The sequence below is a fragment of the Agromyces sp. NPDC029043 genome, assembly GCF_055564615.1.
Genome location: NZ_JBVHVX010000003.1, coordinates 186,630 through 201,148, shown reverse-complemented (window position 1 = coordinate 201,148; position 14,519 = coordinate 186,630). Strand labels below are relative to the sequence as shown.

Annotated in this window: 12 protein-coding genes and 4 tRNA genes; 8 read left to right on the top strand and 8 right to left on the bottom strand. The window is 71.1% G+C overall.

Going from position 1 to position 14,519, the window contains the following annotated elements:
* Window positions 1-16: 16 nt before the first annotated feature.
* The 3 genes from ACZ4TW_RS06265 to ACZ4TW_RS06255 all read right to left on the bottom strand — a co-directional run bounded on the left by ACZ4TW_RS06265 (window position 17) and on the right by ACZ4TW_RS06255 (window position 318).
* A tRNA-Val gene (locus ACZ4TW_RS06265) sits at window positions 17-91 on the bottom strand.
* Window positions 92-121: 30 nt separating this feature from the next.
* Window positions 122-192 (bottom strand) — tRNA-Cys (locus ACZ4TW_RS06260).
* Between the two features lie 53 nt (window positions 193-245).
* Window positions 246-318 (bottom strand) — tRNA-Gly (locus ACZ4TW_RS06255).
* Between the two features lie 283 nt (window positions 319-601).
* Between ACZ4TW_RS06255 and ACZ4TW_RS06250 the strand changes: the two genes are divergently transcribed.
* Window positions 602-677 (top strand) — tRNA-Val (locus tag ACZ4TW_RS06250).
* A 69-nt stretch (window positions 678-746) separates the two neighbouring features.
* On the opposite strand, the gene ACZ4TW_RS06245 is transcribed toward ACZ4TW_RS06250, so the two are convergent.
* From ACZ4TW_RS06245 to zapE, 3 genes are all read right to left on the bottom strand, one after another.
* Entirely contained in the window at window positions 747-1,298 is a 552-nt protein-coding gene (locus ACZ4TW_RS06245; RefSeq protein WP_465541224.1) for a type II toxin-antitoxin system PemK/MazF family toxin, read from the bottom strand.
* A 42-nt stretch (window positions 1,299-1,340) separates the two neighbouring features.
* Window positions 1,341-2,603 carry an ammonium transporter gene (locus ACZ4TW_RS06240; protein ID WP_465541222.1) on the bottom strand — a complete coding sequence of 421 codons (1,263 nt, stop codon included), beginning with the start codon at window positions 2,601-2,603 and terminating at the stop codon, window positions 1,341-1,343.
* A 187-nt stretch (window positions 2,604-2,790) separates the two neighbouring features.
* Window positions 2,791-3,846 (bottom strand): cell division protein ZapE, encoded by a 1,056-nt coding sequence (gene zapE / locus ACZ4TW_RS06235; protein WP_465541220.1) that lies wholly within the window; start codon window positions 3,844-3,846, stop codon window positions 2,791-2,793.
* A 143-nt stretch (window positions 3,847-3,989) separates the two neighbouring features.
* Between zapE and ACZ4TW_RS06230 the strand changes: the two genes are divergently transcribed.
* Window positions 3,990-4,889 (top strand): sulfurtransferase, encoded by a 900-nt coding sequence (locus tag ACZ4TW_RS06230; protein ID WP_465541218.1) that lies wholly within the window; start codon window positions 3,990-3,992, stop codon window positions 4,887-4,889.
* A 28-nt stretch (window positions 4,890-4,917) separates the two neighbouring features.
* Entirely contained in the window at window positions 4,918-5,358 is a 441-nt protein-coding gene (locus ACZ4TW_RS06225; protein ID WP_465541216.1) for a SufE family protein, read from the top strand.
* Between the two features lie 25 nt (window positions 5,359-5,383).
* On the opposite strand, the gene ACZ4TW_RS06220 is transcribed toward ACZ4TW_RS06225, so the two are convergent.
* Window positions 5,384-6,565 carry an alpha/beta hydrolase family protein gene (locus ACZ4TW_RS06220; RefSeq protein WP_465541214.1) on the bottom strand — a complete coding sequence of 394 codons (1,182 nt, stop codon included), beginning with the start codon at window positions 6,563-6,565 and terminating at the stop codon, window positions 5,384-5,386.
* An 87-nt stretch (window positions 6,566-6,652) separates the two neighbouring features.
* Here ACZ4TW_RS06220 and ACZ4TW_RS06215 point away from each other — a divergent pair, with 87 nt between their 5' ends.
* The 5 genes from ACZ4TW_RS06215 to ACZ4TW_RS06195 all read left to right on the top strand — a co-directional run bounded on the left by ACZ4TW_RS06215 (window position 6,653) and on the right by ACZ4TW_RS06195 (window position 12,480).
* Window positions 6,653-7,240, top strand: coding sequence for a DUF3000 domain-containing protein (locus tag ACZ4TW_RS06215; protein ID WP_465541212.1), 588 nt, complete (start codon window positions 6,653-6,655; stop codon window positions 7,238-7,240).
* Window positions 7,233-8,429, top strand: a complete 1,197-nt coding sequence (locus ACZ4TW_RS06210; protein ID WP_465541210.1) for an HRDC domain-containing protein — start codon at window positions 7,233-7,235, stop codon at window positions 8,427-8,429. The genes ACZ4TW_RS06215 and ACZ4TW_RS06210 overlap by 8 nt, the downstream gene beginning before the upstream one ends.
* A gap of 76 nt (window positions 8,430-8,505) precedes the next feature.
* Window positions 8,506-9,714, top strand: a complete 1,209-nt coding sequence (locus tag ACZ4TW_RS06205; protein WP_465541208.1) for a thiolase family protein — start codon at window positions 8,506-8,508, stop codon at window positions 9,712-9,714.
* Window positions 9,715-9,719: 5 nt separating this feature from the next.
* On the top strand, window positions 9,720-11,885 hold the full coding sequence (locus ACZ4TW_RS06200; RefSeq protein ID WP_465541206.1) for a 3-hydroxyacyl-CoA dehydrogenase NAD-binding domain-containing protein: 2,166 nt from the start codon (window positions 9,720-9,722) through the stop codon (window positions 11,883-11,885).
* A gap of 64 nt (window positions 11,886-11,949) precedes the next feature.
* Window positions 11,950-12,480 carry a dihydrofolate reductase family protein gene (locus ACZ4TW_RS06195; RefSeq protein WP_465541205.1) on the top strand — a complete coding sequence of 177 codons (531 nt, stop codon included), beginning with the start codon at window positions 11,950-11,952 and terminating at the stop codon, window positions 12,478-12,480.
* Between the two features lie 8 nt (window positions 12,481-12,488).
* Here the strand turns inward: ACZ4TW_RS06195 and dxs are convergent, their stop codons facing one another.
* Window positions 12,489-14,432 (bottom strand): 1-deoxy-D-xylulose-5-phosphate synthase, encoded by a 1,944-nt coding sequence (dxs, locus tag ACZ4TW_RS06190; protein WP_465541203.1) that lies wholly within the window; start codon window positions 14,430-14,432, stop codon window positions 12,489-12,491.
* Between the last annotated feature and the right edge of the window lie 87 nt (window positions 14,433-14,519).

Sequence of the window (14,519 nt, the reverse complement as noted above, 5' to 3'; positions counted from 1 at the left end):
GGGGCTTCATTCTCTCTGGTGGGCGATACTGGGATCGAACCAGTGACCTCTTCCGTGTCAGGGAAGCGCGCTACCGCTGCGCCAATCGCCCGTGTGAGTGAGCTGCGAGGGGCTCGTCTCGAGGTGGATACGGGATTCGAACCCGTGTATACGGCTTTGCAGGCCGCTGCCTCGCCTCTCGGCCAATCCACCGTGTGCTGGGTTCACCACCAAAGAACAGGACCGGCTTGCGCCGGCCTGGTCAGAGCGGATGACGAGACTCGAACTCGCGACCCTCACCTTGGCAAGGTGATGCGCTACCAACTGCGCCACATCCGCGTTGTCGCTGTTTCGGCGACGTAGAGACTCTAACGGATGACGTGAACGAATGACAAACCGAGCGGGTCGCGTGGCACGTTCCGGCCGGTCACATGCGCAATCCGACCGTGCATCCCGGGCGTGTCACGCTCGACCGAGGGTCCGTCGGGACTCCCACCCCTCCCGATCGGCGGACCCGCCGGGCTCGACGCGCCCGGGCGGCGGCCGATGTGCGCCGGTGGCGCGACGTGGGCTAGTATCGACTTCGCGGTCACGGTCAACGGCCTGTCCGCGAAGACACCTCGGGCGATTGGCGCAGCTGGTAGCGCGCTTCCTTCACACGGAAGAGGTCGTCGGTTCGAGCCCGGCATCGCCCACCACGGAACGCCCCCGGTCCCCCGGGGGCGTTCGTCGTTCCCCGTCGATCGAGCGGGCCGCCGGCGATCGGCTCAGGCCGCCGCGTCCCAGCCGTAGCGCGCGGCCAGCGCATCGACGAGCCGGGTGTACCGTTCCCGATCGAGCGCGGCCGCCTCGCGGCGCATGCCGTCGGCGTGCACGCGGAAGACCCGGTCGAGGCGGGCCCAGCTCGGCCGACCCTGCGGATCCCATGCTCCGGAACCGAGCGGGATCGCGTCGCGGTCGTGGTCGCGCGGTGTGCTGGTCAGCTGGACCGCGAGGAACTGGCCCGGGGCGCCGGCGGCGACCACGACGACCGGCCGGTCCTTGCCGCGCCCGTCGTTCTCCTCGTAGGGCACCCAGGTCCACACGATCTCGCCCGGGTCGGGCTCGCCGTCGCGATCGGGCGTGTACGAGAAGCGCACGCGCCGGATGTCGGAGGGCACGAGCTCCGTCGTGGCCGACGGCCCCGACCGGCCCGGCCAGGATCCGTCCGCATCCGCCGTGCGGCGTTTCGGCGCGGCATCCGTCGCCGTCCTGCCCGTGCCGGTGAGCGAGCGGATGACGCGCCCGAGGGCGGCGAGGAAGCGGCTGGTGTCTGGCACACCGGCACACTACCCTCACCGCCCTCGCGGTGATCGCAGGGATCAGACGGTCTCGAGCTTGTAGCCCTCCTCGCCGTGCACGACGGTGTCGATGCCGGCGACCTCGTCCTCGTTCTTGACGCGGAAGCCGATCGTCTTCTGGATGACGAAGCCGATGATGTAGGCGAGCGTGAACGAGTAGAGCAGCACGGCGACCGCCGCGATGGCCTGGACGAGCAGCTGGGTGCCGTCGCCGCCCATGAAGAGGCCGGTGTTGTTGGCGAAGAAGCCGATGTAGAGCGTGCCGATGAGGCCGCCGACGAGGTGGATTCCCACCACGTCGAGCGAGTCGTCGAAGCCCCACTTGAACTTCAGGTCGATCGCCAGGGCGCAGACCGCGCCGGCGATGACGCCGAGCAGGATGGCCCAGACCGGGTCGAGCGCGGCGCAGGCCGGGGTGATCGCGACGAGGCCGGCGACGGCGCCCGAGGCGGCGCCGACCGAGGTGGGCTTGCCGTCCTTGATCTTCTCGACGACGAGCCAGGCGAGCAGCGCGGCGGCGGGGGCGGCGATGGTGTTGACGAACGCGAGGGCCGCGACGCCGTCGGCGGCGAGCTCGGAGCCCGCGTTGAAGCCGAACCATCCGAACCACAGCAGGCCCGCACCGAGAAGCACGAACGGCGGGTTGTGGGGCACGTGCGCGCCCTTCGAGAAGCCGACGCGCTTACCGAGCACGAGGGCGAGGGCGAGCGCGGCCGCACCGGCGTTGATGTGCACTGCGGTGCCGCCCGCGAAGTCGATCACGCCGAGCCCGAAGAACTCCTGCATGCCGTACGTCGTCCACCCGCCGTAGGCGAACGAGCCGTCGTCGGCGAGGCCGAAGTTGAAGACCCAGCTCGCGACCGGGAAGTAGACCACGGTGGCCCAGATGCCGGCGAAGATCATCCACGCGCCGAACTTCGCGCGGTCGGCGATGGCGCCTGAGACGAGCGCGACCGTGAGGATCGCGAACGTCGCCTGGAAGGCCACAAAGGCCAGCGGCGGGTAGGCCGCATCCTCAGGCGTCTCCAGGACGCTCGTCAGGCCGATGGCCGACCAGTCGATGGACCACGGCGGGACGAGGCCCTCGGCGCCGGGGAACGCGATGGCGTATCCGTAGAGGACCCACAGCACGCCGATCAGGCCGAGCGCGCCGAAGCTCATCATCATCATGCTGATCACGCTCTTGGCCTTGACGAGGCCGCCGTAGAAGAACGCGAGTCCGGGGGTCATCAGCAGGACGAGGGCTGCCGCGATCAGCAGGAACGCGGTGTTGCCTTGATCCATGTCGAACCTCTCTCAAGAAATCTGGGGGGCAGGTGCTGACCAGTTTCTTGATGGGAGGTTTCCGAACGCGTCGCCCGATGTTTCGTGACGGTTACGGGCCGCGGCCCGGCGTAAACAACGTGTTTCGCGGACCGGAGGATCGCATGTGAAGTCGTCGACTCGGGCGGCCGCGCAGGGGTCGGCGGGACTAGTCGTGGGGCGGCAGCTCGCCGGTCGTCAACGCGATCATGCGGGACATCGAGCGCAGGTACTTCTTGCGGTAGCCGCCCGAGAGCATGTCGCCGCCGAAGACCGAGTCGAGCGGGACCCCGCTTGCGACGATGGGCACCTCGGCGTCGTAGACGCGGTCGATGAACGCGACGAGACGAAGCGCGGCGTTCTGGTCGGTGAGCTCGTGCACGCCGGTGAGCGCGATGACCTCGAGGCCGTCGATGAGCTTGATGTACTTCGCGGGGTGCACGGTCGCGAGGTGCGCGATGAGCGCGTCGAACGAGTCGAGCGACACGCGGTGACCCCGGCCGGCCAGGGCGGATGCCGCGTGCTCGACCGCCGCGTCGTCGCCGTGCGCCTCGGCGTGGCCCTCGGTGTCGCGGCGACGGTAGTCGAGCCCGTCGATCCGGAGCGTCTCGAAGTTCGACGACAGCGCGTGGATCTCGCGGAGGAAGTCCGCGGCCGCGAACCGCCCCTCACCCAGCGCGTTGGGCGGGGTGTTCGATGTCGCGGCGACGCGCGTGCCCCCGGCCATGAGCTCGCCGAGGAAGCGCGTCATCAGCATGGTGTCGCCCGGGTCGTCGAGCTCGAACTCGTCGATGCAGACGAGACGCGCCCCCTTGAGCAGCTCGACGGCGGGCGCGTAGCCGAGCGCGCCGACGAGCGCGGTGTACTCGATGAACGTGCCGAAGTACTTCGGGCCGTGCGCCACGTGCCACAGCGCAGCGAGGAGGTGCGTCTTGCCGACGCCGAAGCCGCCGTCGAGGTAGACGCCGGGCAGCTCGATGCGCGCGGGCCGCTTGCGCGAGAAGAATCCGCCCGGGCGCTGCGCCGCCCGCCATGCGCCCGCGAAGGCGTTCAGCCGGTCGAGGGCGGCCTGCTGCGACGGGAAGTCGGAGTCGGGCCGATACGACTCGAACGACGCGTGCTCGAACTGCGGCGGGGGCACCAGCTCCGAGGCGATCTCCGCACCGGTGATCGAGGGGTTCCGGTCGACGAGGCGCTCGAGGGCGGATGTCGCTGCAGTGGTCATCGGCGAGGGGCTCCCGTGTTGCGCATGGTGACGGGCCCGGTGACGGCGACCGGCGCGCCGCGTAGATTCGTGGTGGACAGGTGACCAGCCTAGCCCGCGCCCCGCACGCCCCCGCCCCATCCGGGCGACCCCGAGGAGGACCGATGCCCGTCGAGACCGACCCCGCCGCGAAGCTGGCCGAGTACGCCCACCCCGAGCGGCTCGTCACGACCGATTGGCTCGCCGAACGCCTCGGGCGACCGGGCCTCGTGGTCGTCGAGTCCGATGAGGACGTGCTGCTGTACGAGACCGGGCACATCCCCGGCGCCGTGAAGGTGGACTGGCACACCGAGCTCAACGATCCCGTCGTGCGCGACTACCTGACCGGCGAGGAGTTCGCCGCGCTCGTCGGCTCGAAGGGCATCTCCCGCGACGCGACGATCGTCATCTACGGCGACAAGAACAACTGGTGGGCCGCCTACGCGCTCTGGGTGTTCACGCTGTTCGGCCATGAGGACGTGCGCCTGCTCGACGGCGGCCGCGACAAGTGGATCGCCGAGGGCCGGCCGATCACGACCGACGCGCCCGAGGTCGTGCCGGTCGAGTACCCGGTGGTCGAGCGCGACGACTCGGTCGTGCGCGCCTTCAAGGAGGACGTGCTCGCCCACCTCGGCAAGCCCCTCATCGACGTGCGCTCCCCCGAGGAGTACTCGGGCGAGCGCACCACCGCGCCGGCCTACCCCGAGGAGAGCGCGCTGCGCGCCGGCCACATCCCGACCGCGGCATCCGTGCCCTGGGCCCGCGCCGCCGCCGAAGACGGCACCTTCAAGACGCGCGCCGACCTCGAGGCGATCTACCGCGACGAGGTCGGCCTGGAGGACGGCGACGAGGTGATCGCGTACTGCCGGATCGGCGAGCGCTCGAGCCACACGTGGTTCGTGCTGACCCACCTGCTCGGCTTCGAGCACGTGCGCAACTACGACGGGTCGTGGACGGAATGGGGCAGCGCCGTGCGCGTGCCGATCGTGACGGGCACCGAGCGCGGCGAGCTGCCCGGCCGTTGACCCGGCGGCGGATGGGACAATGGGTGCGATGGATGCCACGACCCTGCCCACCGCACTCGCCGAGACCCGCGAGGACTTCCTCGCGCTCGGGCTGAAGGACCGGCTGACGCTGCTGCTCGACTTCTCCAACGAGCTGCCGGAGCTGCCGGAGCGGTACCGCGACCACCCCGACCTGCTCGAGCGCGTCGAGGAATGCCAGTCGCCCGTGTACATCTTCGTCGAGCTCGATGACGACGGGCTCGTGCACATGCACGCGACGGCGCCCGCCGAGGCGCCGACGACCCGAGGGTTCGCATCCATCCTCGCGCAGGGACTCGACGGGCTGAGTCCCGACGAGGTCATGGCGATCCCGGCCGACTACCCGCAGTCGCTCGGCCTCAACGAGGCGGTGTCGCCGCTTCGGGTCCGCGGCATGTCGGGCATGCTCGCGCGGGCGAAGCGCCAGCTGGCGGAGCGGCTGGCCGCCTGACCGCGATCCGCTCGTCGCGGTCGGCTCAGCGCGCGCCCAGCCAGCCGCGCACGAGGCCCGTCCACCGGTCGGGGTCGTGATTCCACAGCCGCGTGTGCTTGGCCTCGTCGAACACCTCGAACTGCACGAGGTCGGCCCGGACGGCCGCGAGGCGCCGCGACCCGTCGATCGGGACGAACCCGTCGTCCTCGCTGTGCATGAGCAGGATCGGCACGTCGAGCTCGTCGGCGCGCGCGACCGCGTCGAGCGCCTCGAGGTCGATCGGTGCCGCGAGTCCCGTGAGGGTGCCGGCGACCGGGGCGCTCAGCACGCGGGCCACCGCTCCCCCGAGCTCGGCCGGCCAGCCCAGTGCGCGACCCTGGAACCGCAGGATGTCGGGCCAGTCGACCGCAGGCGACTCGAGGATCACGCCGACCAGGTGCTCGCGCACCTCGGCCGACCGGAAGACGGTCTGCAGCACGATCGAGCCGCCCATCGACCAGCCCATGAGCACGATCCGTCGGGCCCCGTGGGCGACGGCGAACCGCACCGCGGCGACCACGTCCTCCCACTCGGTGCCGCCGAGCCCGTACCGGCGGTCCTCGCTCTCGGGGGCCTCGCCGTCGTTGCGGTAGGAGACGAGCAGGCTCGACCAGCCCGCCTCGCGCGCCGGTTCGACCGCGCGCAGCGCCTCGTGTCGCTTCGCCGCGCGCCCGTGCACCTGGATGACCCAGTCCGTCGACGGCGAACCCGCCGGGCCGGTGGCAGCGACGAACCATGCGGGCGCGGGTCCGACGGGCGTCTCGACGACCACGTTCTCATACTTCTCGGCGACCTCCCACGGACCGAGGTGGTACCACCCGCTGAGGCGGCCGCGCGCCGCGCGGTCGAGCCGGCCGAAGTCGACGGCCTCGATGCGGCGCCGCACGCGGTGGCCGTCGTCGTCGAGCACCTCGCCGAGCCGAGCGTGGCCCGAGTCGTGCTCGAACCAGAGGCCGTACCGGCCCGGCATGCGCGTGTCGTCGTTCGACGTCAGCAGCACCTCGCCGGCGGCGAGGTCGACTCCCTCGATCCTGAGGTCGTCCTCGCGCTGCGGCTCGGGGATCACCACGCGCCGCGCGAACACCACGGCCGTCGCGGCCGTCGCGGCCACGAAGGCCGCCCCCACGAGGGCCACGCCGCCGAGCACTGCGGCCACCGGTCCGACGGTGCGCTCCAGCCGTGACATCCTGCCTCCTCGAACGATCCGTGCCCTCGCCCGGAGGTCGCGGCGCGCCGTCGCCGACCCCCGTGGTCCAGACTCTAGTCTGCACACGTGTCCGACTCGGCGTTGCCACCCCCGGAGTTCGCCGCGGCGCTGGAGTCGCTGCGGGCGGCGTCGCCGCGTCCGGAGCTGCGCGTGTCGGAGATCCCCGCGCCGGCCTCGCTGGCCCCGTGGGCGGTGGCGCTCGCGGCCGATGTCGCGCCCGGGCGGCACGCCGACGACTCCGACCTGGGCACCGGTCGATTCGTCCTGTTGTACGACCCGTCGGAGCCCGAGTCGTGGGGCGGTCGCTTCCGGGTCGTCTGCTTCGCGCAGGCCCCGCTCGAGACCGACATCGGCACTGACCCGTTCCTGGCGGATGTCGCGTGGTCGTGGCTCGTCGACGCGCTCGACGCACGCGGCGCGAGGTACGTCGCCGCGTCGGGCACGGTCACGAAGATCCTCTCCACGGGATACGGCGAACTCGCGCGTCAGGGCGACGGCGCGGAGCTGGAGCTCCGGGCCTCCTGGACGCCCCTCGACGAGGTCGCGGCGCCGCATGTGGAAGGGTGGAGTGAGTTGTTGTGCATGCTGGCGGGGCTGCCTCCCTCGACCGAGGGGGTGACGGCCCTTCCGCGACGGAGGAGGAGACGTGGCTGACGAGTTCCACGTGATCGACTCCCGCGAGGCGTACGACGAGGCCGTCGACCGCATCGAGGGCGGCTCGGGGCCCGTGGCCGTCGACGCCGAGCGGGCGAGCGGGTTCCGCTACTCGCAACGGGCCTACCTGATCCAGCTCTACCGGCGCGGCTCGGGCACGTTCCTGTTCGACCCGACGATGCTCGCCGGGTTCACCGAGCTCCAGGAACGCATCCGCGACGAGGAGTGGGTGCTCCACGCCGCCAGCCAGGACCTCGCGTGCCTGCGCGAGGTCGGACTCGACCCGACGCGCATCTTCGACACCGAGCTCGCGGCACGACTGCTCGGGATGCCGCGCGTGGGCCTCGCGTCGGTCGTCGAGGAGCTGCTCGACATCCGGCTCGCTAAGGAGCACTCGGCGGCCGACTGGTCCACCCGTCCGCTGCCGCAGTCGTGGCTCCGCTACGCGGCGCTCGACGTCGAGCTGCTCGTCGACGTGCGCGACCGCCTGGTGGAGCGACTCGACGCGGCGGGCAAGGCCGGCATCGCGGAGCAGGAGTTCGAGGCGACCGTGCACCGCGAGGCGAAGCCGCCCGCGGCCGAGCCGTGGCGGAGGCTGAGCGGCATCCACGCGCTGCGGTCGCCGCGCAACCTCGCCGTCGCACGATCGCTGTGGCTCGCGCGCGACGCCCTGGCCTCCGAGGCCGACATCGCGCCCGGGCGCCTGATCCCGGATGCCTCGATCCTCGCCGTCGCGAAGTCGCTGCCCGAGTCCAAGCGCGCGCTCGCCGACCTCAAGGCGTTCAACGGCCGCGCGAGCCGCACCGAGCTCGATCGGTGGTGGGCCGCGATCGAGGCGGCCCGGACCGCCGAGCCGCCCGCGACGCGCGTCCCGAGCGACGCACCGCCACCGCCGCGCGCATGGGCCGCTCGGAACCCCGAGGCCGACGCCCGGCTCAGGATCGCGAAGGCCGCGGTCGCCGACGTGGCCGAGGGCATGGACATGCCCGTCGAGAACGTGCTGACGCCCGATCACCTGCGGCGCGTGGCGTGGCATCCGCCCGCCGAACCGACCGCGGCGAACCTCGCGGAGGCGCTCGCCGCACTCGGCGCGCGCGCCTGGCAGGTTGAGGCTACTGCACAGATAATCGCCGATGCGTTTGTGAAGGCCGCACAATCGCTCGAGGACGCCGCGCACGAGGCTTCGTAGGAACCGCCAACCGATTCCCGATGCGCCGACGCCGTTCCTAGGATCGGCTCATTCCTCATCGAAAGGGAGCTGCAGCGTGGCTGAACGAGCTGATGTCGTGTTCGTCGACGGGGTCCGGACCCCGTTCGGACGGGCCGGCGACAAGGGCATGTACTGGAACACCAGGGCCGACGACCTCGCCGTCAAGGCGATCACCGGACTGCTCGAGCGCAACCCGAACCTGCCGAAGGACCGCGTCGACGACGTGGCCATCGCGGCCACCACCCAGACCGGCGACCAGGGCCTCACCCTGGGTCGCACCGCCGCGATCCTCGCCGGTCTCCCGCTGACCGTGCCGGGCTTCGCCATCGACCGCATGTGCGCGGGCGCCATGACCGCGGTGACCACCACCGGCGCGGGCATCGGATTCGGGCAGTACGACGTCGTCATCGCCGGCGGGGTCGAGCACATGGGCCGGCACCCGATGGGCCTCGACGCCGACCCCAACCCCCGATTCCTCGCCGAGCGCCTCGTCGCCGCCGACGCGCTGAACATGGGCAATACCGCCGAGCGCCTGCACGACCGCTTCCCCGAGCTCACCAAGGAGCGCAGCGACCGCTTCGGCATGCGCAGCCAGCAGAAGGTCCAGGCCGCCTACGACGCCGGGCACATCCAGCCCGACCTCGTGCCCGTTGCGTTGCGCACCGACGAGGGCTGGGGCCTCGCGGCCGAGGACGAGGGGCGTCGACCCGAGACCACGATGGAAGGACTCGCGACGCTGAAGACGCCGTTCCGCCCGCACGGGCGCGTGACGGCGGGCAACGCGTCGCCGCTCACCGACGGCGCGACCGCTGCCATCCTCGCCAGCTCGGATGCCGCGAAGCAGCTCGGGCTGTCGGCCAAGATGCGCATGGTGAGCTTCGGCTTCGCCGGCGTGGAGCCCGAGGTCATGGGCATCGGCCCCATCCCCTCGACCGAGAAGGCGCTGAAGCGCGCGGGCCTGAAGATCGACGACATCGGCCTCTTCGAGCTCAACGAGGCGTTCGCGGTGCAGGTCCTGAGCTTCCTCGACCACTTCGGCATCGACGACGACGACGACCCGCGGGTCAACCAGTGGGGCGGCGCGATCGCGATCGGCCACCCGCTCGCCGCGTCCGGCGTGCGGCTCATGATCCAGCTCGCCCGCCAGTTCGAGCAGCACCCCGAAGTGCGCTACGGCCTGACCGCGATGTGCGTCGGCCTCGGCCAGGGGGGCAGCGTCATCTGGGAGAACCCGCACCACAAGCGCTACGGAAAGGGCCGCTGATCGAGATGACCGACTACTCGAAGATCGACTTCTCCGAGCTGGCCGCGGCCTTCGCCGACGACGAGGTCGTCACGCACTCGTACGTGCGCGACGTCCGCCTGCCGTCAGGCAAGGTGCTCGCACTCATCACGCTCGACAACGGCCGCGACCACACGCGCCCGTCCACGCTCGGACCCGTGACGATGCTCGAGCTCGGCGATCGCCTCGACGAGCTGAAGGGGCGTGCCGCCGCCGGCGAGATCCAGGCCGTCGCGATCACGGGCAAGCCGTACTTCCTCGCCGCGGGCGCCGACCTGTCGAAGGTGGGCGAGATCCCCAGCCGCGACATCGCGCTGAAGATGGGCCAGCTCGGCCACATGGTCTTCGGCAAGCTCGGCGAGCTCGGCGTGCCGACGTTCACCTTCATCAACGGACTCGCGCTGGGCGGCGGCCTCGAGGTCGCGCTGAACAGCGACTTCCGAACGGTGGATGCCTCGGCGCCGGCGATCGCGCTGCCCGAGGTGTTCCTCGGCATCGTGCCCGCCTGGGGCGGCGCGTACCTGCTGCCGAACCTCATCGGCATCGAGAACGCGCTGCGCGTGGTCGTCGAGAACCCGCTGAAGAACAACCGGATGCTGAAGGCGAAGGACGCCCTCGACCTCGGCATCGCCGACGCCATGTTCTCGCCGGTGAACTTCCTCGAGGACTCGCTGAAGTGGGCCGACCGCGTACTCGGCGGCACCATCACGGTCAAGCGGCCGAACGCCCCGGGCAAGCTCGAGAAGCTCGCCAAGTGGGACATCGCCGTCAACATCGCCCGCAAGAGCCTCGAGGGCAAGATCGGCACCACCGCGAAGTCGCCGTACGTCGCGCTCGACCTGCTGAAGGCCGCGAAGGGCGGCACGAAGGCCGAGGCCTTCGCCCGCGAGGACGAGGCGCTCGCCGACCTGGTGGCCGGCGACCAGTTCGTCGCGTCGATCTACGCGTTCAACCTCGTGCAGAAGCGCGCGAAGAAGCCCGCCGGAGCTCCCGGCACGGAGCTCGCGCGCAAGGTCACCAAGGTCGGCATCATCGGCGCGGGCCTCATGGCGAGCCAGTTCGCGCTCCTCTTCGTGCGCCGCCTGCAGGTCCCGGTGGTGATCACCGACCTCGATCAGGCGCGCGTCGACAAGGGACTCGCGTACATCCGCGACGAGATCGGCACGCTCGAGCAGAAGGGCCGCATCGATGCCGACGAGGCCAACCGCCTCCGCGCGCTCGTGACGGGGACCACCGACAAGTCCGACTTCGCCGATTGCGACTGGGTCATCGAGGCGGTCTTCGAGGATCTCGCCGTCAAGCAGCAGGTCTTCGCCGAGGTCGAGCCGTTCCTGTCCGAGACGGCGATCCTCGCGACGAACACGTCGTCGCTCTCGGTCGAGCAGATCGGTGCGAAGCTCGCCCACCCCGAGCGGGTCGTCGGCTTCCACTTCTTCAACCCGGTCGCGGTCATGCCGCTCCTCGAGATCGTGAAGGCGCCGGCCACCGACGACGAGACGCTCGCCACCGCGTTCGCGGTCGCCGCGAAGCTGAAGAAGAGCGCGGTGCTGACCGCCGACGCCCCCGGCTTCGTCGTGAACCGTCTGCTCGCCAAGGTGATGGGCGAAGCGGCCCGCGCGGTCGACGAGGGCACGCCCGTGCCGGTCGTCGAGCGGGCGCTGGCCCCGATCGGGCTGCCGATGGGCCCGTTCGAGCTCATCGACCTCGTGGGCTGGGCCGTTGCGGCGCACGTGCAGGACACCATGGTCCGCGAGTTCCCCGACCGGTTCTACTCGTCCCCGAACCTTCACGCGCTCGCGAAGCTCGACGGGCCCGTCGTGGAGAAGGACAAGCACGGCAAGGTCACCGACCTCGCGAAGGACGCGAAGAAGGCCATCACGGTCGGCTCGACGCCGGTCGACGAGGCGACGATCCTCCGTCGCGTCGAGGACGAGCTGGCGCGCGAGATCAGGCTCATGCTCGACGAGGGCGTCGTCGCGGCGGCCGAGGACATCGACCTCTGCCTCATCCTCGGCGCGGGCTGGCCCTTCCAGGCCGGCGGCGCAACGCCGTACCTCGACCGGGTCGGTGCGTCCGAGCGAGTCTTCGGCGACACCTTCCACCACCCGCCGATCCGCGGCGTCGGTGCGGAGCGCGCCGCGGCGGTCGCGTAGCGGCATCCCGCGTCACGAGCGGCCCCCGGCACCTGATGTCGGGGGCCGCTCGTATGCTCGGCCCGTGACCAGGATCCAGTACTACGTGGCATGCACGCTCGACGGCTTCATCGCCGACGAGCACGACGACCTCTCCTGGCTCCTCCAGTTCGGCATGGAGGACTTCAGCGAGGGCTACGAGCGGTTCTTCGGCGAGGTGGGTGCGCTCGTCCTCGGCGCGACCACGTACGAGTGGGTGCTTCGCGAGGGCGGCCGATGGCCCTACGGCTCGGTGCCCACGTGGGTCCTGACGCACCGCGAACTCGAGGTGCCCGAGGGCGCCGACGTGCGGTTCGCCTCCGGGCCGGTCGGGCCCATCGCCGACGCGGCCGCGGCCGCCGCGGGGTCGCGCAACGTCTGGATCGTCGGCGGCGGGCCGGTCGCCGCGCAGTTCCTCGAAGCCGGTCGGCTCGACGAGCTGCTCGTGACCTACATGCCGGTCGCCCTCGGCCGAGGCCGCCCGCTCCTGCCGATCGCGACGGTGACGCCGCCGCTGGCGCTGACCGGCGTGACCCGGCTGGGCGACGCGGTCGAGCACGTCTACCGCGTCGGCTGACCGAGACCTCAGACGCGCGGCTGCGAGCTCGCATCGGCCGGCACGTCGAGGCCGGCGTTGCGAGCGTGCGGCAGCTTGCTGCCGAGCACCATCGCGGTCACGTCACGGGCGATGTGCTGCGGGGTCAGGCCGACGCGCTCGAGGATGTCGCCACGCGAGCCGTGATCGAGGAACTCGTCGGGCAGGCCCACCTCGGTGACCGCGGTGTCGACCCCCGCCTCGCGGAGGTCCTGCCGGATCCGGGTGCCGATGCCGCCGACGCGGATGCCGTCCTCGATGCTGACCAGGATCCGGTAGTCGGCCGCGAGGTCCACGACGCTCTCGGGCACGGGAACCACCCAGCGGGGATCGACCACGGTCGCCCCGATGCCCTGCGCCTCGAGCCGTTCCGCGACCTCCAGCCCGATGCCGGCCATGGGGCCGACCGTGACGATGAGCACGTCCTTGCGCTCGGACTCGACGAGCACGTCGACGCCGTCGTGCGTGCGGCGCACCGCGCCGTACTCGGTGCCGACCGTGCCCTTCGGGAACCGGAGCACCGTCGGACCGTCGGTCACGCCGACGGCCTCACCGAGCTCCTCGGCGAGGCGCACGGAGTCGCGCGGCGCTGCGATGCGGATACCGGGCACCACTTGCAAGATCGAGAGGTCCCACACGCCGTGGTGGCTCGGTCCGTCGGGGCCGGTCACGCCCGCGCGGTCGAGCACGAACGTGACGCCGGCCTTGTGCAGCGCGACATCCATCAGGACCTGGTCGAACGCGCGGTTGATGAACGTCGCGTACACCGCGACCACGGGGTGCAGGCCGCCGAATGCGAGGCCCGCGGCCGAGGTGGCGGCGTGCTGCTCGGCGATGCCCACGTCGAACACCCGCGCCGGGAACCGCTCCGCCATGCGATGCAGCCCGGTCGGCCGGAGCATCGCGGCGGTGATGCCGACGAGACGCTCGTCGCGCTCGGCGAGGCTCACGAGCTCGTCGGCGAAGACGCTCGTCCACGAGGGCGCCGACGCGGTCTCGAGGGACTCGCCGGTCTCGGGATCGATCTGGCCGACCGCGTGGAACTGGTCGGCGACGTCGTTGCGCGCGGGTTCGTAGCCGCGCCCCTTCTCGGTGATCGCGTGCACGATCACGGGCGCCCCGTACGACTTCGCCTGGCGCAGCGCCTCTTCGACGGCGCGCTCGTCGTGGCCGTCGATGGGACCGATGTACTTGATGTCGAGGTTCGAGTACAGCGCCTCGTTGCCGCTGAACCGGCTGAGGAAGCCGTGCAGGCCGCCGCGCACGCCGCGGTAGATCGCCCGGCCCGGCGAGCCCAGCCGGTCGAACGCGCTGCGGCTGCGGAGGTGGAGCGTGCGGTACGACTGCTTCGTGCGCACCGAGTTGAGGAAGCGGGCCATGCCGCCGATGGTCGGCGCGTACGAGCGACCGTTGTCGTTGACGACCACCACGAGGTTGCGGGTGTTGTCGTCGGAGATGTTGTTGAGCGCCTCCCAGGTCATGCCGCCCGTGAGCGCGCCGTCGCCGACGACCGCGACCACGTGCCGATCACCCTGCCCGGTCATCTCGAACGCCTTCGAGATGCCGTCGGCCCACGAGAGCGAGCTCGATGCGTGCGAGCTCTCGACGACGTCGTGCTCGGACTCGGAACGCTGCGGGTACCCGGCCATGCCGCCGGTCTTGCGCAGCGTGGAGAGGTCGCGGCGACCGGTCAGCAGCTTGTGCACGTACGACTGGTGGCCCGTGTCGAAGATGACCGGATCGCGGGGCGAGTCGAAGACGCGATGGATGGCGATCGTGAGCTCGACGACGCCGAGGTTCGGACCGAGATGGCCGCCGGTCTTCGACACGCTCGCCACGAGCACTTCACGGATCTCGCGAGCCAGCTCCTCGAGCTGGTCGTGTGTGAGCGCATCGAGGTCGCGGGGTCCGCGGATCGTGTCGAGCAGCCTCATTCGTCGTGCCTCCGGAGCTGTGGGCGGCGGGTGCCACGGTGTCGTTCGAGTGTACGCCGGAGCACCTGTGAGCCCGGGCAGAGATCG

Coding starts and splice junctions, on each gene's coding strand:
- ACZ4TW_RS06240 (WP_465541222.1), bottom strand. CDS start 2,603: ATGGATCAAGGCAACACCGCGTTCCTGCTGATCGCGGCAGCCCTCGTC.
- zapE (WP_465541220.1), bottom strand. CDS start 3,846: ATGACCACTGCAGCGACATCCGCCCTCGAGCGCCTCGTCGACCGGAAC.
- ACZ4TW_RS06230 (WP_465541218.1), top strand. CDS start 3,990: ATGCCCGTCGAGACCGACCCCGCCGCGAAGCTGGCCGAGTACGCCCAC.
- ACZ4TW_RS06225 (WP_465541216.1), top strand. CDS start 4,918: ATGGATGCCACGACCCTGCCCACCGCACTCGCCGAGACCCGCGAGGAC.
- ACZ4TW_RS06220 (WP_465541214.1), bottom strand. CDS start 6,565: ATGTCACGGCTGGAGCGCACCGTCGGACCGGTGGCCGCAGTGCTCGGC.
- ACZ4TW_RS06200 (WP_465541206.1), top strand. CDS start 9,720: ATGACCGACTACTCGAAGATCGACTTCTCCGAGCTGGCCGCGGCCTTC.
- dxs (WP_465541203.1), bottom strand. CDS start 14,432: ATGAGGCTGCTCGACACGATCCGCGGACCCCGCGACCTCGATGCGCTC.